At 72.6% G+C, this 26661-nt stretch carries 29 protein-coding genes; 13 read left to right on the forward strand and 16 right to left on the reverse strand.

Translation table 11 applies throughout. The features are described 5' to 3' along the window. Positions 1 to 103 precede the first annotated feature (103 nt). Both FO059_RS01845 and FO059_RS01850 read right to left on the reverse strand, forming a co-directional pair. Complete coding sequence (locus tag FO059_RS01845) at positions 104 to 817, reverse strand: hypothetical protein (RefSeq protein ID WP_143905876.1); 714 nt, start codon at positions 815 to 817, stop codon at positions 104 to 106. Positions 818 to 872: 55 nt separating this feature from the next. Then, a complete protein-coding gene (locus FO059_RS01850; protein WP_143905877.1) occupies positions 873 to 1553 on the reverse strand; it encodes a DUF6474 family protein in 681 nt (226 codons plus the stop codon). Between the two features lie 118 nt (positions 1554 to 1671). On the opposite strand from FO059_RS01850, the gene FO059_RS01855 reads away from it, so the two are divergent. Both FO059_RS01855 and FO059_RS01860 read left to right on the forward strand, forming a co-directional pair. Beyond that, a complete protein-coding gene (locus FO059_RS01855) occupies positions 1672 to 3363 on the forward strand; it encodes a TM0106 family RecB-like putative nuclease (protein ID WP_233266839.1) in 1692 nt (563 codons plus the stop codon). A 225-nt stretch (positions 3364 to 3588) separates the two neighbouring features. Continuing rightward, positions 3589 to 4050 (forward strand): hypothetical protein, encoded by a 462-nt coding sequence (locus tag FO059_RS01860; protein ID WP_143905878.1) that lies wholly within the window; start codon positions 3589 to 3591, stop codon positions 4048 to 4050. A gap of 269 nt (positions 4051 to 4319) precedes the next feature. Here FO059_RS01860 and FO059_RS01865 read toward each other — a convergent pair whose 3' ends face one another. The 7 genes from FO059_RS01865 to FO059_RS01890 form a co-directional block, all read right to left on the reverse strand. Next, positions 4320 to 4898: a mycothiol transferase gene (locus FO059_RS01865; RefSeq protein WP_143905879.1), complete on the reverse strand. Its 579-nt coding sequence runs from the start codon at positions 4896 to 4898 to the stop codon at positions 4320 to 4322. Between the two features lie 128 nt (positions 4899 to 5026). Further along, on the reverse strand, positions 5027 to 6526 hold the full coding sequence (locus tag FO059_RS01870; protein WP_143905880.1) for a flavin-containing monooxygenase: 1500 nt from the start codon (positions 6524 to 6526) through the stop codon (positions 5027 to 5029). 135 nt (positions 6527 to 6661) lie between these two features. Then, positions 6662 to 7918, reverse strand: a complete 1257-nt coding sequence (locus FO059_RS01875; protein WP_199257150.1) for a YVTN family beta-propeller repeat protein — start codon at positions 7916 to 7918, stop codon at positions 6662 to 6664. A 61-nt stretch (positions 7919 to 7979) separates the two neighbouring features. Next, positions 7980 to 8774 (reverse strand): polysaccharide deacetylase family protein, encoded by a 795-nt coding sequence (locus FO059_RS01880; protein WP_199257152.1) that lies wholly within the window; start codon positions 8772 to 8774, stop codon positions 7980 to 7982. 149 nt (positions 8775 to 8923) lie between these two features. Continuing rightward, positions 8924 to 9691: an SDR family NAD(P)-dependent oxidoreductase gene (locus FO059_RS01885; protein WP_143905882.1), complete on the reverse strand. Its 768-nt coding sequence runs from the start codon at positions 9689 to 9691 to the stop codon at positions 8924 to 8926. A gap of 107 nt (positions 9692 to 9798) precedes the next feature. Next, positions 9799 to 9939, reverse strand: coding sequence for a hypothetical protein (locus tag FO059_RS18280; RefSeq protein ID WP_158726791.1), 141 nt, complete (start codon positions 9937 to 9939; stop codon positions 9799 to 9801). A 180-nt stretch (positions 9940 to 10119) separates the two neighbouring features. Continuing rightward, the gene (locus tag FO059_RS01890) at positions 10120 to 10749 is read right to left on the reverse strand and encodes a superoxide dismutase (RefSeq protein WP_143905883.1); all 630 of its coding nucleotides are present in this window, start codon (positions 10747 to 10749) and stop codon (positions 10120 to 10122) included. A 173-nt stretch (positions 10750 to 10922) separates the two neighbouring features. Between FO059_RS01890 and msrA the strand changes: the two genes are divergently transcribed. The 3 genes from msrA (at position 10923) to FO059_RS01905 (ending at position 13456) form a co-directional block, all read left to right on the forward strand. Beyond that, a complete protein-coding gene (gene msrA, locus FO059_RS01895) occupies positions 10923 to 11594 on the forward strand; it encodes a peptide-methionine (S)-S-oxide reductase MsrA (RefSeq protein ID WP_143905885.1) in 672 nt (223 codons plus the stop codon). A 122-nt stretch (positions 11595 to 11716) separates the two neighbouring features. After that, the gene (locus FO059_RS01900; RefSeq protein WP_233267072.1) at positions 11717 to 12178 is read left to right on the forward strand and encodes an SRPBCC family protein; all 462 of its coding nucleotides are present in this window, start codon (positions 11717 to 11719) and stop codon (positions 12176 to 12178) included. An 84-nt stretch (positions 12179 to 12262) separates the two neighbouring features. After that, positions 12263 to 13456: a glycoside hydrolase family 3 N-terminal domain-containing protein gene (locus FO059_RS01905; RefSeq protein ID WP_143905888.1), complete on the forward strand. Its 1194-nt coding sequence runs from the start codon at positions 12263 to 12265 to the stop codon at positions 13454 to 13456. 14 nt (positions 13457 to 13470) lie between these two features. Here the strand turns inward: FO059_RS01905 and FO059_RS01910 are convergent, their stop codons facing one another. Continuing rightward, positions 13471 to 14400: an LLM class F420-dependent oxidoreductase gene (locus FO059_RS01910; RefSeq protein WP_143905890.1), complete on the reverse strand. Its 930-nt coding sequence runs from the start codon at positions 14398 to 14400 to the stop codon at positions 13471 to 13473. Positions 14401 to 14703: 303 nt separating this feature from the next. On the opposite strand from FO059_RS01910, the gene FO059_RS01915 reads away from it, so the two are divergent. The 5 genes from FO059_RS01915 to FO059_RS01940 are packed head-to-tail and all read left to right on the forward strand — an operon-like array spanning position 14704 to position 18594. Continuing rightward, entirely contained in the window at positions 14704 to 15033 is a 330-nt protein-coding gene (locus FO059_RS01915; RefSeq protein ID WP_143905892.1) for an antibiotic biosynthesis monooxygenase family protein, read from the forward strand. 13 nt (positions 15034 to 15046) lie between these two features. Beyond that, positions 15047 to 15388, forward strand: coding sequence for a rhodanese-like domain-containing protein (locus FO059_RS01920; protein ID WP_233267073.1), 342 nt, complete (start codon positions 15047 to 15049; stop codon positions 15386 to 15388). Between the two features lie 2 nt (positions 15389 to 15390). Further along, complete coding sequence (locus FO059_RS01930) at positions 15391 to 16818, forward strand: DUF4328 domain-containing protein (RefSeq protein ID WP_168226570.1); 1428 nt, start codon at positions 15391 to 15393, stop codon at positions 16816 to 16818. Beyond that, complete coding sequence (locus tag FO059_RS01935; protein ID WP_143905900.1) at positions 16815 to 17621, forward strand: glycerophosphodiester phosphodiesterase family protein; 807 nt, start codon at positions 16815 to 16817, stop codon at positions 17619 to 17621. Before FO059_RS01930 ends, FO059_RS01935 begins: the two co-directional genes overlap by 4 nt. Before the next feature lie 43 nt (positions 17622 to 17664). Then, complete coding sequence (locus FO059_RS01940; RefSeq protein WP_143905902.1) at positions 17665 to 18594, forward strand: DUF5926 family protein; 930 nt, start codon at positions 17665 to 17667, stop codon at positions 18592 to 18594. A 62-nt stretch (positions 18595 to 18656) separates the two neighbouring features. Here the strand turns inward: FO059_RS01940 and FO059_RS01945 are convergent, their stop codons facing one another. The 3 genes from FO059_RS01945 to FO059_RS01955 form a co-directional block, all read right to left on the reverse strand. After that, positions 18657 to 20012 carry an LCP family protein gene (locus FO059_RS01945; protein ID WP_143905904.1) on the reverse strand — a complete coding sequence of 452 codons (1356 nt, stop codon included), beginning with the start codon at positions 20010 to 20012 and terminating at the stop codon, positions 18657 to 18659. 156 nt (positions 20013 to 20168) lie between these two features. Then, on the reverse strand, positions 20169 to 20972 hold the full coding sequence (locus FO059_RS01950; protein WP_233267074.1) for a CPBP family intramembrane glutamic endopeptidase: 804 nt from the start codon (positions 20970 to 20972) through the stop codon (positions 20169 to 20171). 18 nt (positions 20973 to 20990) lie between these two features. Next, positions 20991 to 21761 carry a DUF2470 domain-containing protein gene (locus FO059_RS01955; protein ID WP_143905906.1) on the reverse strand — a complete coding sequence of 257 codons (771 nt, stop codon included), beginning with the start codon at positions 21759 to 21761 and terminating at the stop codon, positions 20991 to 20993. Between the two features lie 106 nt (positions 21762 to 21867). Between FO059_RS01955 and FO059_RS01960 the strand changes: the two genes are divergently transcribed. After that, positions 21868 to 22686 (forward strand): hypothetical protein, encoded by an 819-nt coding sequence (locus FO059_RS01960; protein ID WP_143905908.1) that lies wholly within the window; start codon positions 21868 to 21870, stop codon positions 22684 to 22686. 18 nt (positions 22687 to 22704) lie between these two features. Here the strand turns inward: FO059_RS01960 and FO059_RS01965 are convergent, their stop codons facing one another. Together FO059_RS01965 and FO059_RS01970 are read right to left on the reverse strand one after the other, a co-directional pair. Continuing rightward, positions 22705 to 23250: a nuclear transport factor 2 family protein gene (locus FO059_RS01965; RefSeq protein ID WP_143905910.1), complete on the reverse strand. Its 546-nt coding sequence runs from the start codon at positions 23248 to 23250 to the stop codon at positions 22705 to 22707. 112 nt (positions 23251 to 23362) lie between these two features. Beyond that, the gene (locus tag FO059_RS01970; RefSeq protein WP_143905912.1) at positions 23363 to 24328 is read right to left on the reverse strand and encodes an NADPH:quinone oxidoreductase family protein; all 966 of its coding nucleotides are present in this window, start codon (positions 24326 to 24328) and stop codon (positions 23363 to 23365) included. Positions 24329 to 24496: 168 nt separating this feature from the next. Here FO059_RS01970 and pheA point away from each other — a divergent pair, with 168 nt between their 5' ends. Further along, entirely contained in the window at positions 24497 to 25429 is a 933-nt protein-coding gene (gene pheA / locus FO059_RS01975) for a prephenate dehydratase (RefSeq protein WP_143910344.1), read from the forward strand. Beyond that, entirely contained in the window at positions 25426 to 26097 is a 672-nt protein-coding gene (locus tag FO059_RS01980; protein ID WP_143905914.1) for a histidine phosphatase family protein, read from the forward strand. The genes pheA and FO059_RS01980 overlap by 4 nt, the downstream gene beginning before the upstream one ends. 3 nt (positions 26098 to 26100) lie before the next feature. Here the strand turns inward: FO059_RS01980 and FO059_RS01985 are convergent, their stop codons facing one another. Next, positions 26101 to 26568: a very short patch repair endonuclease gene (locus FO059_RS01985; protein WP_143905916.1), complete on the reverse strand. Its 468-nt coding sequence runs from the start codon at positions 26566 to 26568 to the stop codon at positions 26101 to 26103. Between the last annotated feature and the right edge of the window lie 93 nt (positions 26569 to 26661).

Below are 26661 nucleotides of genomic sequence, written 5' to 3' on the forward strand. Positions count from 1 at the left end.
TCTGCCACCGCGGGCGCGCGAAGTCGCGCGGCGTGACGCTCGACGAGAGCGTGCCACGCCGCGAAGTGCCTATGACTGGCCGGCCCCCGGGACCGGCCGGGGGTCAGGCCACAGCGAACCGCGGGATGCGCGGCGGGCCGCGGCGGGTCAGCGGGGTCACGGGCACCGCTGACCCGCAGGCCGCGGGCCGTGCGGCGGGCCGCGGAACGGGGCGCCGCACGGGGGTGACGACGGGAGGTGCAGCGGGGACGAGCCTGCGGAACGCGCGCGCGACCGGCCCGTACAGCGACTCCGCGGCGGTGACGAGGATCGCGCAGGCGAGCGAGGCGGCGACGTGGGCGGCGAACATCTCCGGCCCGAGGGCGGCCACCATGTGCACCGCGTGCGCCACGGGCCCGCCGGGCGCCGCCATCTCGTGGGCCTGCGACTCGGCGGCCAACGCTGCGTGGGTCATCGCCCCGTGCCCCATCGCGGACTGTGTCATGGGGCCGCCGCCCATCGTCGCCGCGTGTGCGCCGCCGACGAAGCTCAGCAGAAGGTGGCCGGCGCCCTGTCCCGCCATCAGCACCGCGAACACGGCCGATCGGCGGAAGGGAATCCTGCGGCGGTCCACTGCGGGACCCGCGAACCACCCGGCCACGGCCCCGACCACGAGGATCAGCGCGATACCGGAGGCCGAGGGGACCGTTCCGCCGCCCGCGCTGTGGGCGGCGAGCGCGAGGACGGCCGTCAGCACCGCGACCGACAGCCCGCGCATGCGGGGGACCGCCGCGTCGGCGTACCCGGCGCGCGGCGGGCGGTGGGGCAGGCGGATCATCGTCGTTCTCGGGGGCTCCCTCCGGGGGTACCGCGGGCCCGGGTGGGGCGGGCGGTCACTTGACTCCCAGGCGGGCGAGGATGTCCGCGTCGATGGCGTCGAGCTCGTCGGAGATGGCGCTGTGCGCGGACCGGCGCCGCTCGCCGGGCATCGATTCCGCCGCGTCGACGGCGGCGCCCAGATCCGTGAGGCGCGCGCGCATCGCCTTGGCGAACTCGGCGGTCTCCGCGTCCCGCGGGTTGCGCTCGACGAGCTTGTCCAGGGTGCGCCCCGCGCCGGTGACGCGGGCGCCCAGCTTGGCGCCGGATCCGCTGAATTCGCCCAGCTCGTCGACGCTGACGCCGAGGCTGTCCGCCCGGCGCTTGTCGAGGGCTCCGCGCAGTGCGGTGGCCCCGCGGTAGGCGAGGGGCACGACGACGGGGGCGAGCACGCGCGCGACGCTCAGGTAGCGGCCCACCGACTTGGCGTCGAACCGGCCGGCCTCGGCATTGGCCTTCTCGGCCTCCGCGACCTTGAGCCGATTCTTCTGGTCGGCGGCGGAGGCCTTGCGGTCCGCCTTGTCCTCCTTGTGCTGGGACTTGGCGCGCTTGCGCTCCAGCTTGAGTGCGGCCCTGTCGCGCTTGCGGCCGTTCTTGGCGCTCAGCTTGGCCTCGAGGCCCGCCTTGTGTTTGAGCGCGGCGGCCTCGGCCTTGCGGCGCGACCTGCGCGACGAGCGATTCTTCTTCAACAGTCCCATACGAAGGCCTTCCGTGGTGTCCTGCCGGGGTGCGCTGCGGTGGCGCCCGGCCACCGTGATCCCCGCCGCGTGAGGGCATGCCCGTCCCACCCTATGGCAGGGAATAGGGTCGTGGGTTGTGACCTCCCCTGCTGCGCCCGCCAACGGGCCCGCCGCCCCGGTGCTGCGGGCGTCGGACCTGACCCGGTGCCGGCACCGCATCCACCGCGCCGCCACGCTGCCGCGCGGCGTGGCGCTGCCGGAGGAGTCGGGGAGCGTGGCGCAGCGCAGGGAGGCCGCGGCCGATCACCGTGAGCAGGTCCGCGCGCGGCTCTCCGAGGACCACCGGCGCCACAACCCGCGCGAAACCTGGGCCGAGGACGTGCACGGGGAGGCGCTCGCCGCCGCCGACCCGGCCGCGCGGCCGGACCGCGTGTGGAATGCGCGGCTCCCGCGGGAACTCGACACGCTGCGCGCCGGCGGCGTCGACCTGCTCATCCGCGACGACGACCGCGGCGGATACATCCCGGTGATCGTCGTCAACCACAAGGTGACCGACCCGGGCAGCGGGGCTGCGACGTCGCCGATGGGCGCGTGGGCGCCGCGCGCCGACCCGCACCGCAAGATGCGCGGGCAGACCCGCGACCAGGTGCGCCTGGCGCACGTGACCCGGATGCTCGAGCGGCTGGGGCTGGCGTCGCCCGCGCGGATGGGCGGCGCGATCGGTTACGACGCCGACTGCATCGTCGCCTACGACCTCGGCGGGCCCGGCGGCATCCTCGAGCAGTACGACGCGCGCTACGCCGACCGCCAGGCGGTGGCCCGCGGACTCGTGGACACGGCCCCGGCCCGCGTCGCGGAGTGCGCGTCCTGCCCGTTCTGGCACGACCTCACCGGCCCCGACGGCCGGACCGTCGACGGGTGCGGGACGGTGCTGCGCGAGCGCCACGACGTGTCGCTGGTCGCCACCGGCCACCGCGGCACGATGCTGCGGGCCGCCGGCATCGGCACCATCGACCGGCTCGCGGCGTGGCAGGGGCGGGGACCCGACGAGTGGCACGGCGGCGGCTTCGACGACACGGTGGTGTCGGCGCGCGCCTGGCTGGTGGACGAGCCGCTGGTGCGGCGCGGCCCCCGCGTGACGGTGCCGCGCGCCGACGTCGAGGTGGACGTGGACATGGAGAGCTACCAGGAACACGGCGCCTACCTGTGGGGCACGCTCGTCACCGACGACGGCGCGGACCTGGGCTACCGGCCCTTCGTCACGTGGGACCCGGTGCCGACCGACGACGAGGCGCGCTCGTTCGCCGAGTTCTGGACGTGGCTCATGCGGCTGCGGGACGGGGCCCTGGCGGAGGGGCGCACGTTCGCCGCGTACTGCTACTCGCAGAACGCCGAGAACAAGTGGCTCCTCGGCTCGGCCACCCGCTTCCAGGGCTACCCGGCGATCCCGTCCGTCGACGAGGTGCGCGGGTTCATCGAGTCCGACCACTGGGTGGACATCTTCGAGTACGTCGGCGAGAACTTCGTGAGCCCGCGCGGCCGGGGGCTCAAGGTGCTGGCGCGGTTCGCCGGGTTCGACTGGCGCGACGACGACGCGGGCGGCGAGGCGTCGATGGCCTGGTACCGCGAGGCGGTGGGGTTCGACGGCGACGCGCCTGCACTCGACCAGCGCACCCGCGTACTCGAATACAACGAGGACGACGTGCGCGCCACCAAGGCGCTGCGGGAGTGGATGAGCGACGAGGCGGCCGACGAAGTCCCGTCCGTCGACGACCTGCCGGTGCCGGGCGAGGCCGAACTGCGGGCCATAGAAGCTGCGCTGGGCTGAGCTGCGCTGGGCTGAGCTGCGCTGGGCTGAGCTGCGCTGGGCTGAGCTGCGCTGGGCTGGACCGGGCTGGCCTGAGCCGGGTGTCCACCGATCGGGGGACACCCCGCTTCCCCCTGTGTTTCGCCTGGTCGCGGGACATACTCGGGGCGCGTTTCGTCGGATAGTGGAGTCATCGCCGGAACAGACCGGCACACCGCAGGACCGACCCGCACAGGAGCATCCGTCATGAGCATCACCACCCGCGCCACCGCCACCGTCCTCGCCTCGACCGTTCTCGCCGGCGGCGCCGCCACCGCGGCGCTGCTGGGCGCCGGTGCGGCGCAGGCGATGCCCACCGAGCACGACGCCACCGCCGTCATCACGGTCAACAACAACACCGACTCGACGATGTTCTACGACGGCGGTTTCGCCCGGGACGGGCAGTGGGTGGACGCGCCGCTCACACAGATCAATGCGCACAGCAGCGAGCGGATCACCGTCGACGGCTGGAACGACGGCGTGGGCGCGACCATGAGCTACCACCTGTCCGGCAACTCGATGGCGCCGCGCGGCGACGTGACCCTGGTGGCCTCCGACTACGCGAACAACACCGACACGGCGGGCACCAGCTGGCAGCAGCCCCTCGACGTCCACTCGTTCGTGCAGACCGGCCACCCGCACGCGAGCTTCGTGTTCGACATCAACTGACCGGGGGCCGGTGACGGCGGCGCCGTACCGTGGCGGCTCCGACGCCTACCGGGCGCATGGCGCTTCGTGAAGCTCGGGATTGCGGAAGAGAACGTGTCCGGTGTCGCCGGGGCGGTGACGTGCGGCGACGCCTGTGGGCACGGACTCGACCTGCAGGCCTGTCGGAAGCGGCGACGACGCGAACGCTTCCGCAATACTTAGGCTTCGGAGAAGGCATCCAGCCCGGCAGAGACGGGCGCGAGGACCCGGGCCGGGCCGGGCAGTGCCGGTCACAGTCTCCGGTGCATGCCGAGCAGGTACTGGGCCTGGCCCAGGTGGGCCGTGCAGTCGCCGATCACGCTCACCAGCCGCGCGGCCACGGTGACCGGCGGGTCCCAGGCGCGGTCGACGACACGATCGAGCTCGTCGGTGGTGAGCGAGTCGAGGTAGCGGAGGGTCGCGGCGTGCACGTCGGCGTGATACCCGTCGAGCAGCGTCCCGTCCGTATGCACCTGCCCCACCTGTGCGGCGGTCTGGCCGTAGCCGGTGGCCTCCGGCGGGAACGGCAGGCCGAAGCGCTCGGCCCACGAGGGCCCCGCCGCTTCCGGGGTCGCGCCGGGGGCCGTCCACACCTGGCCGGTTCCCGCGGCGTCGGCCAGGTGGTCGTCCTGCACGCGGGTGAGGTGCCAGAGCAGCCACGCGATGCTGTTGGCCTCCGGGTCCGGACGCCAGGCGGCGACGTCGGACGTCACGCCGCCGGTCAGGCCTGCGACCTGCTCACGTATGCGGCCGAAGGAGTCGGTGAGCAGGGCGCGAGCGGGCGCCGCGGCGTCGTTGGGGCCGGAATCGATCGGGCCGGAATCGGTCATTTCTGAGCTTCTTCCTGGCGGTGCGCAGGTGCGCGGGGGCCTCGCAGCCGACGGTACGCGCGTGCTACGGCGCGGCGCGCCCGATCAGCGAGGCGAGGGTGCGCAGGCCGCGGGCGGCTGACCGGTCGTCACTTCCGCGGGGAGTTGCCGGCCACGCCCGACGCGATGCCGCGCGCACGCTGCGCCGAGTGTGCGTGCGGCGCGGGGGTGCGGGGCCGGTCGTCCGACTCGCGGGTCAGCACCCGGCTCTCCTGCATCTTGCCGCGGGTCAGGTTGTTTGCCAGGAAGTACTCGAGGCTGTCGTCGAGCACGTCCAGCCACGGCTCGTGCAGCGCGGGCGCCAGCGTGCCGGTGAGCGTGGAGCGGTAGCTGCGATTGCGGTAGCCCATGATGTCGGCCTGCTTGTCGTCGTGCCACTGCTTGAACAGCTCTCCCTGACGTTCCACGTGGAACTCGGGGTAGTCGGAGAACGACAGCAGGTCGCGGATGTAGGCGGCCTGGAAGTCGATTTCCTGCTCGTGCCCGTCCAGCGCGCACTCGCGCTCGAACCACGCGTCCACGTCGGCGGCCTGCGCGTCGGCGTCGGGCAGGGCGACGGTGCCGGCGATGACCTCCCGCGCGAACCACGCCTGCGCGTCGAACATGTTGAAGGTGAAGTACTGGTCCTGCATGCCCAGGAACAGCAACTTGGGGTTGGCCAGCGAGACCACGCCCTTGTACATCCCGCGCGGGTACAGCCTGTTGCGGGTGCGCAGGCCCAGCTCGTCGGGCAGGAACGGGAAGTGGTGCTGGTACCCGGTGCACATGACGATGGCGTCGACGTCCTCGCTGGTGCCATCGGCGAAGTGGGCCGTTTTGCCGTCGATTCGCTGCAGGAGCGGCACCTCGTCGAAGCGGTCGGGCCAGTCGTAGCCGGTGGGGGCGCTGCGGTAGCTGATGAGCACGCGGGCGGCGCCGTACTTGTAGCACTGGCTGCCGATGTCCTCCGCCGAGTAGCTGCTGCCGATGAGCAGCACGCGCTTGCCCGCGAACTCGACCGCGTCGCGGAAGTCGTGCGCGTGCAGGACGCGGCCCGGGAACGTCTCGACGCCGGGGAAGTGCGGCACGTTGGGCGTGGAGAAGTGGCCGGTGGCGGTGACGACGTAGTCGAACTCCTCCGACTCCAGCCGGCGGTCGTCGTGGTTCATCACCGTGACGGTGAAGCGGCCGGTGTCCTCCGAGTACTCGACCCAGCGCACTGCGTGGTTGAACCGGATGTACTTGCGTGCGTCCGAACGCTCCAGGCGGCCCAGGATGTAGTCGTGCAGCACGGCGCGCGGCGGGTACGAGGGGATGGGGCGGCCGAAGTGCTCCTCGAACGAATAGTCGGCGAACTCCAGGCACTCCTTGGGGCCGTTGGACCACAGGTAGCGGTACATGCTGCCGTGCACCGGCTCGCCGTGCTCGTCCAGGCCGGTGCGCCAGGTGTAGTTCCACATGCCGCCCAGGTCGGACTGCTTTTCGAAGCACACGATCTCGGGGATGGGACGTCCTGCGCGGCGGGCCGATTCGAAGGCCCGGAGCTGTGCGAGGCCGGAGGGGCCCGCACCCAGAATCGCGATCCTCGGCGACGATGTGCTCTGCGTCAAGTGTCTACTCCTCAGTTATCGGACAACCCGATAACCTTTATCACGATTCTGCACAAAAGGCCCGTCGGGTGAAGACGGTCACGACGGCGCGCAGGTGCCCGCCGCAGGCGCCTGTGCGGGATCGGGGAGCGCCGCTCAACGCGTGATTCCGGTGTGCCCCAGGCTGTAACGGCCCGGCTGCGGCCACACCGCGAGCCCGTGCGGCCCGTCGCCCACGGGGATCTTCTTGATCAGGTGCCCGTCCGCGGTGTCGAGCACGTACACCGCGTCGTCGTAGCGCCCGGAGAGCCACAGCTGCGTGCCGTCGGCGTTGAGCCCGCCCATGTCCGGGCTGCCGCCGCCGGGGATGTGCCACTTGGTGATGGGCTCGCCGGTGTAGGCGTCGAGCACGCTCACGCTGCCCTCGCCGCGGTTGGTGACGAACATGCGCTCGGCGTCGCGTGAGAGGTAGATGCCGTGCGCGCACTGGCCGGTCGGGATGAACCGGTCGACCCGGGTGGCGGCGCCGTCGATCACCCAGACGCCGTCCGCGTCGCAGTCGGCCACGAAGTACTCGGACGCGTCCGGCGCCAGCTTGATGTCCTGCGGGCCCATGTGCGTGTTGCGGGTGGGCATGTCGATGACGCGCTCCAGCTGATGGCTCTGCACGTCGACCACCGCGACGCGCCCGGCGAACTCGCAGGTGAACAGGGCGGTCCTGCCGTCGGCGGAGAAGTCGGCGTGGTCGATGCCGCTGCACTCCGGCGTGGGCGTGACGTCCTGGACCTCCCAGGTGTGCGGGTCGTACCAGACCAGTTCCTTGCGGGCCTCCGCCACGGAGATCGCGGACGCCCCGTCCGGCGTGAAGTACATGTTGTACGGGTCGATCACGGGGAACGTCGCGCCCGGCTCGCCCGTGTTCGGGTCGAAGGGCGTCGCGTGATTGCCGGTGTCGTCGATGGCGTAGAGCGTCTTCATGTCGTACGACGGCACCACATGCTGCAACTCCCCGCTGAGCTGGTACTTCCCGACCACCTCGAAGGTGTTCTGGTCGATCACCCACACGTCGCTGCTGTCGTTGTGCGGCACATACACCAGCGGTTTCGCCTGCGCGGCCGTCTCCGAGAGCATGTCGGCGCCCGCATTCGAGTAGATGTTGTGCGGGTCGGTCACGGGCGGCATGCCGGGCAGCGCGTCCGGATCCGCGGGAGGAGCCGCTTCGCCGGTGGTTGCCGGCGCCTGCGCGTCCCCTGTGGCCTGGGCCGCCTGGTCCGGCGTCGGCGTGGACGCAGGCTCGACGGCGTCGCTGCTCGAGCAGCCGGCCGCGACGAGGGCGAGGACCGCGACGGCGATGCCGGCCCGGGCGGTCGGCCTGCCGCCGAGCGTGCCGATCAGTCGGTTGCCCTTGCGCATCTGCATTCCCTTCGGTCCGGTGCGGTTGTCGTCGGTGTCTGGCGGTGTTCGTCGGTGCCGGTCAGCGCAGCAGTTCGGTGCCCGTCACCCCGGTGAGGCCGCGCCGCGCCAGGTCGTCGAGCACCAGGGGCAGCGCGGCCACCGTGCTGCTGCGACCCAGGTGGAGGCTGATGACGCTGCCGGCGGTGGCGCGCGCGACGGCGGCGCGGATGGTGCCGGTGGAGGTGCCCTTCCAGTCGGTCGAGTCGATGTCGTAGTTGAGGATCCGGGCGTACCCCGCGCGCCCGGCCTGCACGCACTCCTCGTCGGTGGCGTACTGGCCGTCGGACTGACGGAAGAACGCGCCGGGCCCGCCGGTGAGGCGGTGGATCTCGTCGCGGCAGCGCACGATCTCCTCGTACATCGCATCGGGGCCGTAGGTGGACAGCGGCGGGTGGCTCCAGGTGTGATTGCCCAGTTCGTGGCCTCCATCGAGGATGATCCGGGCGGCATCGGGCTCCGACGCGAGCCATCGGCCGATGGCGAAGACGGTGGCGTGTGCGCCGTGGTCGGCGAGGATGTCGGTGACGCGGCGGGTGATCGCGAGGGGGCCGGTCCCGTGGAACGTGAGCGCCACCTGAGGCCTGGAGCCGGAGCCGCGCACGATGGCGCGCGCCGGAGAACCGGGGGCCCACGTGGGGGTGGTGGAAGGGTCTGCGGCCGTGGTGGTTTCCGCGGCGGCCGACGCGGCCGGGGAGGTCGTGGAGGAGGTGGCCGCCGTGGTTCCGTCGGCCGCCGAGCATCCTGTCGCCACCACGGCGGCGGAGCCCAGACCGATGCCCAGGAGCGACCGCCGTGTCAGGCGGCGCTCCAGCATGGTGCGGCCCCTCCCGGTGGCGAGTGCAGTGGTCTCGACGTGCTGCGGCAGCGCGCTCGCGGGCGGTGTGCGCCCGTGCCGAGAGCCCTCAGTGTGGACCGTGTCACGCTAACAGACTCCGGGGCGGGCGGCGGTCCGTCGTGCGGGAGCTACCGCGGCGCCATGCGAAGCGCGCCGTCGAGGCGGATGGTCTCGCCGTTGAGGTAGTCGTGCTCGACGATCATGCCCGCGAGCTGGGCGTACTCGTCGGGCCGGGCGAGGCGTTTGGGGAAGGGGACGCCCTCGGCGAGCCCGGCCCGGAACTCCTCGGCGACGCCCGCGAGCATGGGGGTGTCGACGATGCCGGGCGCGATGGTGTTGACGCGGATGCCCTGCTGGGCGAGGTCGCGGGCCGCGGGGACCGTCATTCCGGCGACCCCGCCCTTGGAGGCCGAGTAGGCGATCTGCCCGATCTGCCCCTCGAACGCGGCGACGGACGCCGTGTTGATGACCACACCGCGCTGTCCGGACTCGTCCACGGGCTCGGTCCCGGCGATGGCGTCGGCGGCGAGGCGCATGACGTTGAAAGTGCCCAGCAGGTTGACCGTGATCACCGTGCGGAACAGCTCGAGGTCGTGGGGCCCGGTTTTGGACAGGATGCGCCCGGCCCATCCGACCCCGGCGCAGTTGACGACGATGCGCAGCGGCGCGCCGGAGTCTGCCGCCTGCTCCACCGCCTCCGTGACCTGGCCCTCGTCGGTGACGTCGGCCGGGACCAGCGTGACGCCGGCGGGAACGTCCGCGTCGGCGCGGTCGATCGAACCTTGCAGGTCGATGCCGAAGACCGTCGCCCCCCTGTCCGCCAGTAGTTTCGCGGTGGCGGCGCCGAGCCCCGATGCGCCGCCGGTGACGATGGCGGAGGTTCCTGCGATGTCCATGCTGCACTCCTGTTCACCCGTCGGGTCCCGCATCGCACGATAGCCGCTGCGCGCACGCGGCAGGCCGCATCGCAATGGAATGCATTGCGCTGCGGCCTGCAGTCGGGTCAGAGCGAGTCGCTCATCTTGTCGCCGATGTCCCACAGCTTGCCGGCGAGATCGGACGAGCCCGCGGCATCGAGGAAGTCGGACAGCACCCAGAACGGCTCGGCCAGGGACGTGTTGACGAGGTCGGTGATCGAACCCATGACATCTCCTCGGGTCATTGAATATGTGACGTACAGCATATTGGACGGGGTCAGGGAAGTCCACCCGTGAGATGGGGAAATGACGCCGCCCCCGCAGCCGGAGAGGCTGCGGGGGCGGCGTCGATGTGCGTGGCGACCGGGCCGTCGGGGACGGCGACCCGGAACCGTGCGCGGCCGGGCTCAGGCCGGGACGATCAGGCCCTTGGTCTGGGTGCGGGCGCGGTCGAAGCGGCCGGCGGCGTCGGCCCAGTTCACGACGTTCCACCATGCCTTGACGTAGTCGCCCTTGACGTTCTTGTACTGCAGGTAGAACGCGTGCTCCCACATGTCGAGCATGACGATGGGGATGATGCCGGCGCTGATGTTGTTGTTCTGGTCCTCGAGCTGCTCCAGGACCAGGTTGCCGCCGATCTGGTCGTAGGCCAGCACGGCCCAGCCGGAGCCCTGGATGCTGTTGGCCACGGCGGTGAAGTGCGTCTGGAACTTGTCGAACGACCCGAACTGCTCGTCGATCGCGGCGGCCAGCTCGCCCTCGGGCTTGTCGCCGCCGTTCGGGGACATGTTGTTCCAGAAGATCGAGTGGTTGGTGTGGCCGCCGAGGTGGAAGGCGAGGTTGCGCGAGAGCAGGCCGGCCTTGGCGCCGATGCTGCCGTCCTCGCGGGCCTCCGCCATCCCCTTCAGCGCGGCGTTGGCGCCGGTGACGTAGGCGGCGTGGTGCTTGTCGTGGTGGATCTGCATGATCTCACCGGAGATGTGCGGCTCCAGCGCGCTGTAGTCGTACGGGAGTTCCGGAAGGGTGTACTCAGCCACGATCATCCTTTCTGGGAGCGGGCGGGCCGCGCGGTCGCGCGCGGTCGGACCCGATCCGACCTTGATCTGTCCGTACCCCACCCTTGTGGATGCAAACATTTTCTGCAATAGCGGTGGTCAGCAGGCGGTCCGGGGCGGACCGGAGTCCGCGGTCCGCGGCGTAGGCTCGGGCCATGGCGATGTTCGATCAGCTCTCCCGGATGATGTCCAGCAGGTCGGCGATGGTCGATGAGGCCGCGGCGCTGCCCGGCCGCGCCGAGCCGATGCCGGTGCCGGAGCGGCACGTCGTGACCGGGGCCCCGATGCTCCCGCCCTACCCGGAGGGCATGGACACCGCCGTCTTCGGCCTGGGCTGCTTCTGGGGCGTCGAGCGCGAGTTCTGGCAGACCGAGGGCGTCCATGTGACGGCCTCCGGGTATGCGGGCGGCTTCACGCCCAACCCCACCTACGAGGAGGTGTGCTCGGGCCGCACCGGGCATGCCGAGGCGGTGCAGGTGGTGTTCGATCCGCACGTCGTCACGTACCGCGATCTGCTCCGGATGTTCTGGGAGAACCACGATCCCACGCAGGGCATGCGCCAGGGCAACGACGTCGGCACGCAGTACCGCTCGATCATCCTGACCATCGGCGACGAGCAGGCCGCCGCCGCGGCGGAGACCGGCGCGGCGTTCGAGAAGTCGCTTGCCGAGGCCGGCTACGGGGCCGTGACCACGGAGGTCGCCCCGCTCGAGACCACCCGAGCCGGGCACTTCTACTTCGCCGAACCCGTGCACCAGCAGTACCTGGCGAAGAACCCGAACGGCTACTGCCCCGTCCACTCCACCGGGGTGCGCTGCTCGCCGTGACCGGGGGCGTCGCCGCTTCCTCTCGGCAGGCGGCCGCCGGATGCCGTACCGTCGCGTCACAGTAATCGAGCGGCGCCGGTCGGCGTCCGAGCGACCGTATGCCCGGAGCGCGAGGAGTGACGGTGGGACGGATCAGCATCAAGGCAGTGGCGGCGGCGCCGTTGGCGGTGGGTTTCGCCTTCGTCGACGACTACCGCACGGTCCCGCAGTGGATGTTCGGTGTCACCGGGTTCACGCCGGTCGGGGAGCAGGAGCGTGGACTCGGCGCCGAATACGCGGTGACCATGGTCCTGGGGCCCAAGACGCTGCGCTCCAAGGTGCGGGTCACCGAGTGGGAGCAGGACGAGCTGATCACGCTCGAGTCGTACGAGGGGGTCCGCAACACGTCGTCGTGGCGCTTCACCCGCGTCGACGACGAACACGCGGAGCTGTCGGTGGAGTTCACCTACGACTTCGGCGGCGGCCTGGCGGGCAAGGCGCTCGGCAGGATCGTCGAGCCGTTCGTGCAGGCGGCCGTGGCGCAAACGGAGAAAGACCTGCGCCGCCTCGTCGAGCAGCGCTATTTTGCTGTGCAGGAGGACTGAGACTCCGCGCCCGGTCCGCTCCGTCCCACGAGCGAGCACGGCCCGGCGGGGGCGGGGAGCCGTCGCCGCTTTAGGAGGCCCGCGATGCGCCGTGCATCCTGGAAGACCGGTTCGGTACGAGCGCGTTCCCGCCTGTGGCGTGCGACGGCGACGCTGATCTCGACGGCCGCGCTCGTCGGCGCGGGCCTGACGGGCGGTGTCGCGTCGGCGGCGCCCGCTCCTCCCGCCGGATCGGCCGCCTCCGCCGCGGCGATTCCCGCGCAGTTCGCGCGGGTCCTCGCGGGCCAGCACGTGATCTACTCCTACCCCGGGCCCACCCCGCCGCCGGAGCTCTTCGAAGCGGTGCGCGCGGGCGAGGCCGCGGGCGTCATCTTCTTCTCCGAGAACATCGTCTCGCTCGAGCAGATCCGCGACGTGGCGCAGGCCCTGCAGGACGCGGCGATGGCGAGCCCGGTACCCATGCCGCTGCTGCTGCTCACCGACCAGGAAGGCGGCGAGGTGCGTCGGCTGCGGCTCCCCGGGGCGGACTGGCCGGCGGACTCCGCCGCGGCGGTCGGGGCGTCGGCCGATCCGGCGGCGGCCGGCGCGCGCACCGGCCACGAGGCCGCGGCCGCCCTGCACGCCGCGGGGCTGACCGGCAACCTGGCCCCGGTGCTCGGTGTGTACCGCACGCCCGGAGACTTCCTCGACCGGTACGAACGGTCCTACAGTTCCGACCCCGCCGTCGTGGGCGCCGCGGCCGGGGCGTTCATCGCGGCGCAGCAGGCGGACGGTATCGCCGCCGCCGCCAAACACTTTCCGGGGCTCGGGGCGGCGCCCGCAGGGGCGAACACCGACGAGGAGCCGGTGACGATCCCTCTCGACGCCGGAACGCTGCGCAGTGTCGACGAGGCTCCGTACCGGGCGGCGATCGATGCGGGCGTCGACATGGTCATGCCGTCCTGGGCCGTCTACCCGGCGCTCGATCCCGGAACACCCGCCGGTCTGTCGTCGACGATCCTGCGCGGCGACCTGCGCGGGGCCCTGGGTTACCAGGGCGTGATCGTCAGCGACGCCATCGAAGCCGGCGCGCTGGCGGCCTTCGGCGACTCCGGCGACCGCAGCGTGGCCGCACTGGCCGCGGGCCAGGACCTGGCGCTGTGCTCGGCGCGCGACGCAGGTCAGGGCGCGCAGGCCACCGGCGACCTCGCCGCAGCGATCACCGGCGGGCGGCTGGACCTGGGCGACGTGCTGGTCTCGACGGAACGCGTGCTGGCCTTGCGCCTGTCCCTCCGCTGAGCCCGTCCGACGGGTCAGCTCAGTTGCGGCATCACCTTGTCCGCCACCAGCTCGAGGTGGTCGAGGTCGGTCAGGTCGAGGGTCTGCAGGTACATGCGCGTGGTTCCCAGTTCGGCGTACCGGCCGATCTTGTCGACCAGTTCGTCCGGCGTGCCGGCCAGGCCGTTCTCCCGCAGCTCGTCCACGTCGCGGCCGATGGCGTCGGCGCGGCGGGCGATCTGCGCCTCGTCGCGCCCGCAGCACAGCACCATGGCGTTGGAGAAGGTGATCCCGGCGGGGTCGCGCCCGATGGCCGTGCACGCCGCACGGACCCGGGCGAACGCCGCGGCCGTCGTCTCGGTGTCGACGAAGGGGATGTTGAACTCGTCGGCGTAGCGGGCGGTGAGGGCCGGCGTGCGCTTCCGGCCCATGCCGCCCATGATGATCGGCGGGTGCGGGCGCTGCGCGGGCTTGGGCAGCGCGGGTGAATCGGTGATGGGGTAGTGGCGCCCGGGCAGCGTCAGCGTCTGCCCCTCGGGGGTGTCCCACAGCCCGGTGATCACGGCGAGCGACTCCTCGAGCCGGTCGAACCGCTCGCCCAGCGGCGGGAACGGGATGCCGTACGCGGCGTGTTCCTCGGCGAACCAGCCCGCGCCCAGGCCCAGCTCCAGGCGTCCGGCGCTCATCGCGTCGACCTGGGCGACGGAGATCGCCAGCGGACCCGGGTACCGGAAGGTCGCCGAGGTGACGAGCGTGCCCAGCCGGATGCGCGAGGTCTCGCGCGCCAGTCCGGCCAGCGTGATCCACGCGTCGGTGGGCCCGGGCCGGCCGTCGCCGCTCATCGCCAGGTAGTGATCGGAGCGGAAGAAGGCGCCGTACCCGAGGTCCTCGGCGGTGCGGGCGACGGCGAGCAGATCATCGTAGGTGGCGCCCTGCTGGGGCTCTGTGAAGACGCGGAGTTCCATGTCGACAACTGTGCCAGCCGGTCGGCCCGCCGGGTAGCGCCCCGGCGAGCCCGGACCAGTTCCTGTGGACAACTGTGGAGCGCGCAATCCACACCCTGTGGACGCTTGTGGGGAAATCCTGGTCACGCGCGGTCGGGTATCCCCAGATTGGGGATAAGTCTGTGCAAACTGTGGACAACGCGGTGGAGAAAGTGTGCCAGGTCACAGATTTCGGGGCATTCGATTGTGAATAATGCACAGTCCGGAACCGGTCGCGGCGGCCGGTCGCGCTCGGCTCGGCGCGAAGACTGCGACAATGGGTCCGTGATCTATGAGCATGCGATTCTGGACGTCGGGGAGTCGGGGGACGGGTTCGAGGCGGCCTTCGCGAAGGCGAAGGAGCTGATCGCGCGGACGGACGGGTTCCGGCGCATCACGATGTCGCGGTGCCACGAGACCCCGGGCCGCTACCTGATGCTGGTCGAGTGGGACAGCGTGGCCGCGCACCTGGAGAACTTCCGCGGTTCGGCCGATTTCGAGCAGTGGCGCGCGCTGATGAACCCCTTCTACACCGCGCCGCCGACGGTCGAGCACTTCACGCCCATCGACGGAGCCGCCGCGCCCGGGCCGGTTGTCGGCTCCCCGGACGCGTGACAGGATCGGCGAGGTGACAGACCCTTTCGAAGCCATCTCCGCTGCCGAGCTTCCGGAGCGGTTCGACGACGCCACCGTGCTGTTGGACGTGCGTGAACGGGACGAGTGGGACCAGGGCCACGTCGCGGGCGCCGTGCACATGCCGCTGGGCGAGGTGTCCGAGCGGCTCGACGAGGTGGACCCGGACGCCGAGGTGTACGTGGTGTGCAGGCAGGGCGGGCGCGCGGTGCGGGTGTGCCAGTTCCTCAATCAGTACGGGCGCGACGTGGTCTTCGTGCGCGACGGCATGGTGGGCTGGCAGCAGTCGGGCCGGCCGACGGTGGCCGCGGACGGCAGTGAGGGCAGTGTCTATTGAGCATGCCGGTGTTGTGTCAGCAGTGCACGCGCTGCGGGACGTTCTGGCCCGTCGCGGTGGGCCCCGCCGGGCCGGTGCCCGCGCGCTGGTGCCCGCACTGCCAGGGCGACCTGTCGCGGCCGTTCACGCCCCGGCAGCAGCAGGCCCGGCCTGGCCAGCAGCCGCCCCGGGAGCAGGCTCGGCAACAACAGGCTCGGCCGGGGCAGACCCTGCAACAGCCGCCCCCGCAGCAGCCACCGCAGCAACCCGTGCCGCGCCCCGTGGTCTCCGGCACCGCCGCCGCGCGCATGCAGGGCGCGCACCGGCCGCCGGGCGTTCCGCAGCAGCGGCAGGCGCGTGCGGCGCTGCCGCGCGGGTACCGCTGGGTGGCGCGGCCGCCGACGTCTGATCGAGGAGCGCCGCCTCGCGTGCAGGGATCGGCCGCCGCGGAGCCGGGGCCCACGCCGTTCTACCGCGAGACCCCCCGGTGGGGCCTGCATCCGGCGCCTGATCCGGCGGAGCCGGCCCCTGATCGGAAGCGGCGCTCGGCGGCTGCGAGCGCGCGCTCGACGCTCACCGCCACCCTGGTGCTGTTCGTGCTGGCCGCGGTGGCGGAGGCGTTCCGATACGGGCTCATGCTGCGCAACCGCAGCCACCTGGTGCACCAGATGACCGTGGCGATCTCCGATGCGACGGCCCTGGTGCTCGGCTACGCGGCGATGGTGTTCGTCGTCGCATCGGCCGTCACGTGCACCCGGTGGCTGATCCGTGCGCGCGCCCAGGCGTTCGCGGCGGAGGGGACCACCGAACCGCGGCGCGCCCGGCGGATGGCGGCGGGAATGCTCGTCCCGGTCGTCAACCTGGTGTATCCGGGCGTGTTCCTCACCGAGCTGGCGATGGCCCGTCGCCGCGCGGGGATCGCGGACGACGAGGCGCGCACCGACCGCGGTCCGGGCCTCGGAGGGCCCCGCAGCGGCGGGCCGGCGGCGGTCCGGGCCGTACGCGGAGCGTGGTCGACGGTGCGCGCGCACTACCGGGGGCTGCGCGACGGGGCGTCGTTGCTGACGCTGGTGCGTTTCTGGTGGGCGCTGTGGGTGCTGTGCAACATCACTGCGGTCGCGGTGGCGATGCAGCGGTGGGATCCGTCGGTGCAGGCGCGTGCCGACAACGTCGTCTACACCCTCTACGCGGACCTCCTCGCGATCTCCGCCGTCGTCGTCACGCGCATCGTCCTCGACAGGGTGGAGGGCCGCGCGGACGCGCACAACGCGGGGCCGGCGCGGTGGGTGATGGACACGTCGGCCTTCCGCGCGGAGCCCGCAGCCCCCGCTGGCGACGACGCCGACGTCGAACCCGCTGGCGACGACGCCGATGCTCAGCACACCGATGCTCAGCACACCGATGCTCAGCACACCGATGCGGAGCCCGCCGGGGCGGGGGCGCCGCGATGACCGGCAGGCTCGACGGGGCCGGAGGCGACGGCGCGGGCGGCCCGGGATCCGGCGGCCTTCCCCGCGTGGTGGCCCACCGCGGCTCGTCGGCGCTGCGGGCCGAGCACACGCTGTCCGCCTACCGACTGGCGCTGGACCAGGGCGCGGACGGCCTGGAATGCGACGTGCGGCTGACCTTCGACGGTCATCTGGTGTGCATCCACGACCGCACGGTGGACCGCACTTCGGACGGCACCGGCGTGGTCAGCGAGATGACGATGCGCGAGTTCGACGAGCTCGACTTCGCGCAGGGGATCGGTGACCCGGCGCGGGTGCTGGAGCTGTCCACGCTGATCGAGCTGACCCTGGACCACGATCGGCCGGTGAAGCTGTTCATCGAGACCAAGCATCCCGTGCGCTTCGGCGGTCTCGTCGAGGAGCGCGTGCTGCAGATGCTGGGCCGCTACGGGCTGGCGTCGCCGCCGTCGGCGACGCACGCGAGGGCCGTCGTCATGTCGTTCTCGCCGACGGCGGTGTGGCGGGTACGCCGGGCAGCACCGTTGCTGCCGACGGTGCTGTTGGGCGACGCCGCCGGGTATCTCGGCGGCTCGGCGTCGACCACGGTGGGCGCCACCGCCGTCGGTCCGTCGATCCGGCGGCTGCGCGCCAACCCGGAGATCGTCGACAGGGCTGCGGCGGCGGGCCGGGCCACCTACTGCTGGACCGTCGACGAGCCGGACGACGTGGCGCTGTGCCGCGAGCTGGGTGTCGGCTGGATCGCCACCAACACGCCCGGCCGCACCCGCCGCCTGCTGGAGTCCTGAGAGCGGGCGGCCGCAGCGGCGCCATCGCGTAGTGTCGTGCCCCGTGGGTAAGAAGAGCAAGAGGAACAGCGGTCCGCGGGCGGGAAGCCGCCGCACCGAGCTGATGGAGAAGCGCCGCCTGGAGCGCGAGCAGGCGCAGCAGGAGCCGGTGCGCCCGTTCGCCGGGCTGGCCTACGAGTGCGACCTGGTGGCGCTGCGCGAGTTCGTGCCGTCCGCCACCGCGGCGCTGCCCGTGCGCCCCGAGGTGGCGGCCGAGCATCCGATGACCCTCGCGACGGTGGTGCCGGGCGCGGCGGCGGCGGTGGTGCGCGAGGAGGCCGCCGGTGACGAGACGGCGGTGAACGCCCTCGTCGGCATGCAGGTGCAGTCGTCCTCCTACGACCTGGGCGCCGACCTGGCCGCGGCGGTGCTGTGGGCGGCGGGGGCCGAGGCGGGCGAGACGCTGCAGGTGGCGAACCCGTCCGACACCACCCCGCCCGTCACCGAGGTGCTCCAGCCCGACGCGCCGCTGGAGATCACGGTGCACAAGGACTTCGACTGGTGGCTGGCCGGCGGCGCCGAGACCAACGCGCAGATCAAGGCGGCCGTAGAGCAGGCCAACCAGCTGATGATGCCCAGCGAGCGCATCGACGGCGTCGACGCCGCCTGGTGGGTGGACGCGGGCGAGCGGGCCCACCTGCGGTGGGTGCGCCCCGAGGACGAGGACGCGCTGATGTCCGCGCTGGCCCGGGTGCACGCCGCGGGCGGGCTGACGCTGGGCGAAGGGTCCCGGTTCGCGGGGACGTTCCGCGCGCACGGGCTGCTGGTGCCGGTGTTCGATCTGGACCTGGAGAAGCACCCGCTGGAGTGGCGCGACGCCACGCTGGAGCTGGGGCAGCGCCTGGACGAGGCGCTGGCCGACGACGGCCCGCTCACCAGCGACCAGCGCCGTTCACGCGACGGGCTGCGCGGGCGTCAGGTGACGATCCGGTAGACGGCCGACCGGGGAGCGCGGTGATCCGATGCGGTCGCCGCGCTCCCCTTCGTTTTGCGCCCCTACCCGAATCCGTTCGACGTGACGAGGTCGGCGGGCAGCTGCTTGTCCTCTGCCAGCGTCTGGAAGAACGTCTGCGCTCGGTCTCGGTCCCAGATCAGCGCGTTGCCGGACGAGGTGTCCTCGAACCCGCCGATCGGCACCGTTGTAGTGACGGGGCCCGATTTGAGCGCCCACGCCAGGCTCGCCAGGTTCCAGATGTGGGTGCCCTCGTCGACGGTGAGCGACGAGACGCCGCGGTTCACGACGTTCCACATCCGCACCGGGTTGAGCCAGGTCGTCGGCTTCGCCACAGTGGACGCGAGGGTGTCGACGAACTGCCGCTGGTTGGCCATGCGGTCCAGGTCGGAGCCGGGCAGGGCGTAGCGTTCGCGCACGAAGTCCAGCGCCATCGCGCCGTCGTACTTCTGGCAGCCGGCGGGCAGCGAGATGTTGTGGGCCGGGTCGTCCACCGCCTGGTCCAGGCACAGCTTCACCCCGCCGACGGCGTCGACCACCCCGGCGAACCCGCCGAAGCCGATCTCCGCGTAGTGGTCGATCCGCAGCCCCGTGGCGCCCTCCACCGTCTGCACCAGAAGCGGCGGCCCGCCGATGGCGAAGGCGGCGTTGATCTTGTCCCTGCCGTGGCCCGGGATGGGCACGTAGGAGTCGCGGGGGATCGACACCATGGTGGGCTTGCCGGAGTCGGCCACGTGCATGAGGACGATGGTGTCGGTGCGGCCGTCGCCCACGTCGCCGCCGGTGTTGAGAGTGGCCTGCTGGTCCTCGGTGAGCCCGTAGCGGCTGTCGGAGCCGGCGATGAGCCAGTTGGTGCCCGCCGTCTGGGCCACGCGCCCCGGGTAATCCGGCAGCGCGTCGACGCGGTGCAGCGAGCGGTCCAGGTAGAGCACCAGCCCGCCGACCGCGAGGATGATGACGAGCAGCGCGATCAGGATGGCGCGTCCCCAGCGGAATCGGCGCCTGCGCCGCGGCTTCGGCGGCCGGCGGCGGGGGTCGGGCCGCCCGTAGCGGTCGGGGCCGCCGGGACGTTGCGGGGGCGGGCCCTGCGGGGGCGGGCCCTGCCGTTGGGCGCCGCGCCGGCGGTAGCGGGGGTCGTCGTCGACGAACGGCTCGGGGGTCTGGGTGGGGGCGTACTGGATGCCGTCGTTGCGGGCCCCCTGCCGGCCCTGCTGCCCGCGGGGTTGCTGCGGGGGCCGCTGCTGTGGCGCCGGGGGGCGCTGCCGGGGGTCCTGCGACCACGCCTGTGGCGGGCCGGGCTGCTGTCCGGGCGCCCCGTAGTGGCGGGTCCGGTCGTCGTCGCGGCCCTGCGGGGGGCCGGGTCGGCGGCCCCGCGGCGGGGGAGGGGGATCGGCGTTCACGACCGTCGACTTTACTGAAAGTCGGGCCGTCGATGCCGCCGCGCCGGTCGGCGCGGCCGGTTTCCTCCGTCGAACTGGTGGTTTTCCGGTGCGGAAACGCGGCTCGGGCACCGGAAAACCACCAACTCGGCGAGGGCGAGGAGGGGCGCGGAAGCGTCAGTTCAGCCAGCCCAGGTGCGGGGCCAGCAGCGCGTACCCCACGAAGGCGACGATGTCGATCACGGCGTGCGCGATGATCAGCGGCACCAGCCGGCCCGTGCGCTGCCAGTACCGGCCGAAGATGAGGCCCATCGCCACGTTGCCCAGCCCGCCGCCGACGCCCTGGTACAGGTGGTAGCTGCCGCGGAGGAGCGCCGACGCCGCGAGCGCCGCGTTGGGCGACCAGCCCAGGCGCCGCAGCCGGGTGAGCAGATAGCCCACCACCAGGGTCTCCTCGGCTACGGCGTTGGCGATGGCCCACAGCACCAGGGCGGGGATGCGCCACCAGTGGTCGTCGAGGGTGGTGGGGACCACCTCCACGTTGAGCCCCAGCGCCCGGGCCGCCACGTAGAGGCCCAGGCCGGGCAGCCCGATCAGCGCGGCCAGGCCGATGCCGTGCGCGCACTCGCGTACTCGCGGCGGCACCAGGCCCGCCAGCCGGGGGCCGACGCCGCTGCGCCACAGCAGGTACATCGCCAGGCCCGCGGTGGCGATGAGCCGGGCGATGCCGAGCAACTGGTAGCCGAGGTCGATCAGGCCGTTCTGCGCGCGGGAGGTGTTGAGCGCCACCGCCTGGCCGCCGATCCCGCCGGGCGACAGCGCGCTCTGGGCCAGCGAGAGGATCGCGGAGATGCCGCTGTAGCCGAAGGTGATCAGCAGCAGGAAGACGATTTCGAGCCAGATGATGCGGCGGGCGCGCGGGTCCGACTGCGGCGGCACGTCGACCGCCGGGGCGGAGGGGCGCAGCCAGTCGCGGATCACGCCTGCCACGCTAGCGGCTCAGCGTGTGGCGGTGACCTCCACCGGGTGCGGGCAGCGGCTCAGGGTGCGCACGGCCCGCCCGAGTTCTATCGGGTCGTGCACGGTGCGGCTGAAGGGCATGCGCACGTCGGTGGTGCCGGATTCGTCGGCCAGGGATTCGGCGACTCGCAGGGTGATGCCGCGGCTGTCGATGGCCAGGGGACGCACGCGGTTGCCGCGCAGTTCCGGGGGGAGGCGGCGGGCGAGCCCGGCGAGGATGTCGCCGTGCGCGAGTTCCATGTGGGTGAGCCAGGCGTCCTCCATGAGGCAGAACGGGTCGGCGCGGGCCGTGCACAGCTCCACCGGGTCGACCACTTCGATTCCGTGCGTGTCGGCGAGCACGGCGCTCGTGGGCCACAGGACGGTCAGGGTGGCCCCGTGCCCCAGGTCCAGGAGGCCCTCGTGGGGACGGGTCTCGGCGATCTCGACGGCGAGCCGGCGCTGCGCCGCGGGGGCGAGCCGCTCGAGGTATCCGGCCAGCCAGGTGACCGAGCGGATTGGCCTGTCGGCGCCGAGCACCAGGTGGTCGGTGATCTCGAGGACGCCGGTGGGCATGTGGCCGCCGCCGGTGTGCGGGGCGGTGGTGCCGGGGAGAAGAAGTGCCAGCGCGCCGGTGTCCAGCGGGTGCTGCAGCGTGGGCTGGGTGAGCGTCTCGGTGCCGTCGCCGCCGTCGTCCACTGCCAGGGTCGTGACGCCGGGGCGGACGAGTGCGCTGCAGATGGTCTCGGCGGCCGTGGGTGCTGCCTGCATGGGGTCTCCTTCGCCATCGCCAATGGGGATAGGTAACCCTAACCTAAGTTTGCGGCCTACGTCACCCGTGAATCCCGCCTGCGCCGCGCGGGCCTACGGTGGGAGCGTGGAACTCCCGCTCACCCCGTCGGACGGCGCCCGGCGCACACCCAGGCCGGTCCTGCCGTTGCGCCCGCCGCGCGAGCAGACGCGCAGGCCGCTGGCCGCAGGACTGCTTGTCGCCCGCGCCCCGGGCGGTTCCGCGGAACCGCCCGGGGATGCCGAAGGCTCAGGGGCCGACGGTGCGCGTGCGGCCGCAGCCGGTCTCGTCGGCCCCGCGCACGTCCGTGCGTCGGACCTGGAGCGGATCATCACCACGCAGGTGGGGGATGACGCAGGGGTGTTCGCGACGCTCGACGTGGCCCCGGACGAGCTGCGCGCGGAGCCGAGGGTTCCGGTGGTGCGGTATCTCCTCACGGTTTCAGCCGACGAGCTCGACGAGGCCCTCGCGCTCGACGCGCCCGGCCCGGTCGCGGTGGCGGTGCGCGGCGGCGGGATCACCGTGCGCGAGTGCGCCGAGCGCGCCGCGGCCGCCGGCCGGTCGATGGTGCTGCCGACGGGCGCGGACGCGGGCGACGTCGCCGATTTTCAGTCGAGCTTCGTGCACTCGGACGCCGGGTACCTGGCGGAGGCCGACGACGCGGCGGGTGTCGTGCGGGTGCTGGCGTGCGCGGTGGCGGGGATCAGCGGCGCCGACGTGCGCGCGGCGTTCGACCGGCCCGACGTCGAGCGGCTGCTGGCGCTGAGCGACATGGCGGCCGACGCTGTGCGCCAACTCCTGCTGGGAGTGCTCGTTCCGGAACCCCTCGCGGTGGCCGCGGAACTGGCCGCGCTCGGCTTCGGAACCCGGGGCGCCGCCGAGTCGGTGCCGGATTGGTATTCCTGACTCGCGCGGCGGCGATCCTCAGCGGTCGTAGAACCCGGGCGACGTGTCGACGCGCAGCCGGGTGAGCGCGCGGTAGCTGATCAGCCAGCGGCCGCCGACCTTCCGGTACTCCTCGTGGTAGTGGCCGTAGCCGTGCAGCCACTCGTCGGTGTTCTCGTCTGCCCCGGCGTCGCCGCCCGTGCGGGTCCACCGCAGCAGGTCCTCCATCGCCCAGACGCCGCGCGCCGTGGTGTCGGAGGTCAGCTCGATCTCCGGGGTGTGGCCGTGGTGGACGCTGGTGACGGGCCGGTCGCCGTCGAGCGTCGCGCGGATGGCCGCCGTCAGCGCGGCCCCGCCGGTGACGGGCGCGGCGTCGCCGGTGCTTGCCGAGTCGGAGCGGGAAGACGGCTGTGCGGCGCCCTGGCTGCGCCACGAGTCGCTGACCACGTCGTCGGTGTGGAACGTGGCGTAGCTTTCCCAGTCCTTGGTGTCCATGCAGCGGAGGCGCCCGGCGAAGGTGCGCTTGATCTCCTCGACGGCGAGGAGCTGCTCGGCGGGGGAGAGCGTGAGGGTGGCTGTGGTCATGCGGCGTCCTTACGGGTCGTGTGGGGGCACGGGGCCGTCCGTCCTGATCACCGCCGACGCTCACACCCCGGGGGCACCGCCACAACGCACCGTGCCACCAGACGGGACGCCGTCACCGCACCGTCAGGACCTGCTTGCCCACCGCCGTCCGGTTCTCCATGGCGGCGAGCGCCTGGCCGGCCTCCTCCAGCGAGTGGGCGGCGCCGATGATCGGGTCGACGGTGCCGGCCTCCATGAGCGGCAGCAGGTCCCGCCACTGCTCCTGCAGGTAGCCGCGCCTGGCCAGCCAGTATTCGCCCCAGCCGACGCCCACCACCGAGGTGTTGTGCAGCAGCAGCCGGTTGACCTTGACGGTGGGGATCTCGCCGCCGGTGAAGCCGATGACCAGCAGCCGGCCCTCGCGGGAGAGGCTGCGCAGCGAGTCGGTGAACCGGCTGCCGCCCACCGGGTCCACGATCACGTCCACGCCCCGGTGGTCGGTGATCTTGTTGGCGGCCACCAGGAACCCCTCGGCGGGGACGATCTCGTCGGCGCCGGCGCGGCGGGCCAGATCCGCCTTGGCGCCGTCGGAGGTGACGCCGATGACCTCGGCGCCCAGCGCCTTGGCCAGCTGGGTGGCGGCGGTGCCGATGCCGCCGCCCGCGCCGTGCACCAGCACCGTCTCGCCCGCCTCGAGCCGGCCGCGCTTGGTGAGGGCGAAGTGCACGGTGAGCAGGTTCATCGGCACCGCGGCGCCCTGCTCGAAGGAGAACCGGTCCGGCAGGGGGAACACCTGGGCCGGGTCCACCGCCACCGACTCGGCGAATCCGCCGAACCCGGGGAACGCGGCCACGCGATCGCCCTCGGAGAAGGCGCTGCCCTCCGGGGCCGAGCGCACCACGCCCGCCACCTCCGCCCCCGGGACGAACGGCGTGGGCATCTTGATCTGGTACTGGCCGCGGGTCTGCAGCACGTCGGGGAACGTGACGCCGGCGGCGTGCACGTCGATGAGCACGTGGGTGCCGGCGGCCGGCTCGGGGACGTCGTTCACCTCGACCGCGGATGGACCGTCGAGCCGGGTGACCTGTACCGCGCGCATTGGGCGCTCCTCTCGGGCATGGGGCGTGCAATGGTGCGGATGCACCGTGTGTCGCGGCAGCCGTGCCGCTCTGCCGTCCAAGACTATGCCCGCGGGCGGCCCGACGGCGCGGATTTCGTTAGTGTGCTGTATGTGGAGCGCAAAGGATTTGAGCGCAGCGGATTCCGTCTGGACCGCGTCGCCTACTTCGGGCCGTCGGGCACGTTCACCGAGGCGGCGCTGAGCCGGTTCGAGGGCGAGGGCCGGCTGGCCGGACTGGGCGCGCAGGGGCCGGTGGAGCGGCTTGCGGCGGACAGTCAGCGTGCGGCGCTGGACATGGTGCGCTCGGGCGCGGCGGACCTGGCGTGCGTGCCCATCGAGAGCTCCATCGAGGGGCCCGTGCTGCCCACGTTGGACCCGCTGGCCGAGGGCACCCGGCTGCAGATCTTCGCGGAGACCGAGCTGGACATCGCGTTCACCATCGTCGCGCGCCCGGGCACCGCGGTGGAGGACGTGCAGACCATCGGCGCGTACCCGGTGGCGGCCGCGCAGGTGCGGCAGTGGCTGGCGGCGCGGATGCCGCACTCGCGCGTGATGCCCGCGTCGTCCAACGCCGGCGCGGCCGAGGACGTCGCCGCCGGGTCGGTGGACGCGGGCGTGTCGACGGCGCTGGCCGGTGAGCGGCTGGGGCTGGGCGTGCTGGCCGACGGCGTGGTGGACGTGGAGGGCGCGCGCACCCGGTTCGTGCTGGTGGGCCGGCCGGGGACGACGCCGCCGCCCACGGGCGCCGACCGGACCGGGGTGTTCCTCTACCTGCCCAACGAGCCCGGGTCGCTGGCGCAGGCGCTCATGCAGTTCTCCATCCGCGGGGTGGACCTGACGCGCATCGCCTCGCGGCCCACGCGCTCGGGGTTGGGCAACTACTACTTCCAGCTCGATTGCACTGGGCACATCGACGACACCCCCGTGGCCGAGGTGCTCAAGGCGCTGCACCGCACCACTGCGGAGGTGCGGTTCCTGGGTTCGTGGCCGGCGTCGCACACCGAGGGGACGCCGCCGCCGTCCGATCGTGAGACGGTGGACTGGTTGGAGCGGATGCGGCAGGGACGGGAGGCGACATGAGCGGGCGGCTCATCCTGGTGCGCCACGGGCAGACGGTGGCCAATGTCGCGAAGAAGCTCGACACGCTGCCGCCGGGCGCGCCGCTGACGTCGGCCGGCCAGCAGCAGGCGCTGGCGCTGGCGGAACGGTTCGGCAGCGGCGGCCGGCCGGCCCTGCTCGTGTCGTCGGTGGCGCTAAGGGCGCGGCAGACGGCGACGCCGGTGTCCGAGGCCGTCGACCGGGGCCTCGATGTGGTCGAGGGGCTGCACGAGGTGCAGGCGGGCGACCTGGAGGGCCGCTCCGACGAGGACGCGCACAAGGTGTTCATGGGCGTGTTCCGCAGCTGGTACAAGGGCGACCTGGACGAGCGCATCCCCGGCGGCGAGAGCGGGCACGACGCGCTGGGGCGGTACCTGCCGCAGCTGGACGAGCTGCGCGCCGCGCACCTGGGCGGCGCCGGCGACCCCGGTGACGTGGTGGTGGTGAGTCACGGGGCGATCATCCGGCTGGCCGTGACCGCGATGAGCGGCGTGGACCCGGCCTTCGCCGTCACCAACCACCTGGACAACACCGACGCCGTCATTCTGGCGCCCACGCCGGACGGCGGGTGGCGGCTGGAGCAGTGGGCGGACGTGCTGCCGCCGTTCGAGGGGCCGTCGCGGGGCGGGGCCGACGACCCGATGGGGTAGGGACTAATCGGGCTTCTTCCGCGCAGTGACGGCCTCGCAGATGAGGTGTGCACAGTCTTCCGGCGCTTCGTGCTCCCAGAAGCGCAAGACCAGCCAGCCGGCTTCGCCGAGCAGGGCGTCCGTCTCGCGATCGCGCTCGACATTCCGTCGGATCTTCGGCTCCCAGTACTCGTGATTGGCCTTGGGCATGGTGAAGTGCTCGGGGCAGCGGTGCCAGAAGCAGCCGTCGACGAATACCGCCACCTTGGTGGGGCGGAAGACGAGATCGGCAGTGCGACGCACGTCGGGCAGCGGCCGGGCCGACACCCGGTAGCGGAGGCCGGCGGCGTGCACGAGGGAGCGGATGGCGCGCTCCGGCCCGGTGTCGCGCCCCCTGTTCGACTTCATGCTGCGGCGATTGCCCGCCGATGACGCCCACGACCCGTCGGGCGGGGTCCAGGCGGGGTCGGGGTCGATCGGGCGGCCGTTCATCGAGCGCCGCTACGCGAATGAGACTGTCTCATGGCCATCTCAGCCTACGGTGGCCTGCACGACACTCGCGGTCGATGGCTACTGCCCGTAGGC

Source organism: Tomitella fengzijianii, assembly GCF_007559025.1.
GTDB classification, from domain to species: domain Bacteria; phylum Actinomycetota; class Actinomycetes; order Mycobacteriales; family Mycobacteriaceae; genus Tomitella; species Tomitella fengzijianii.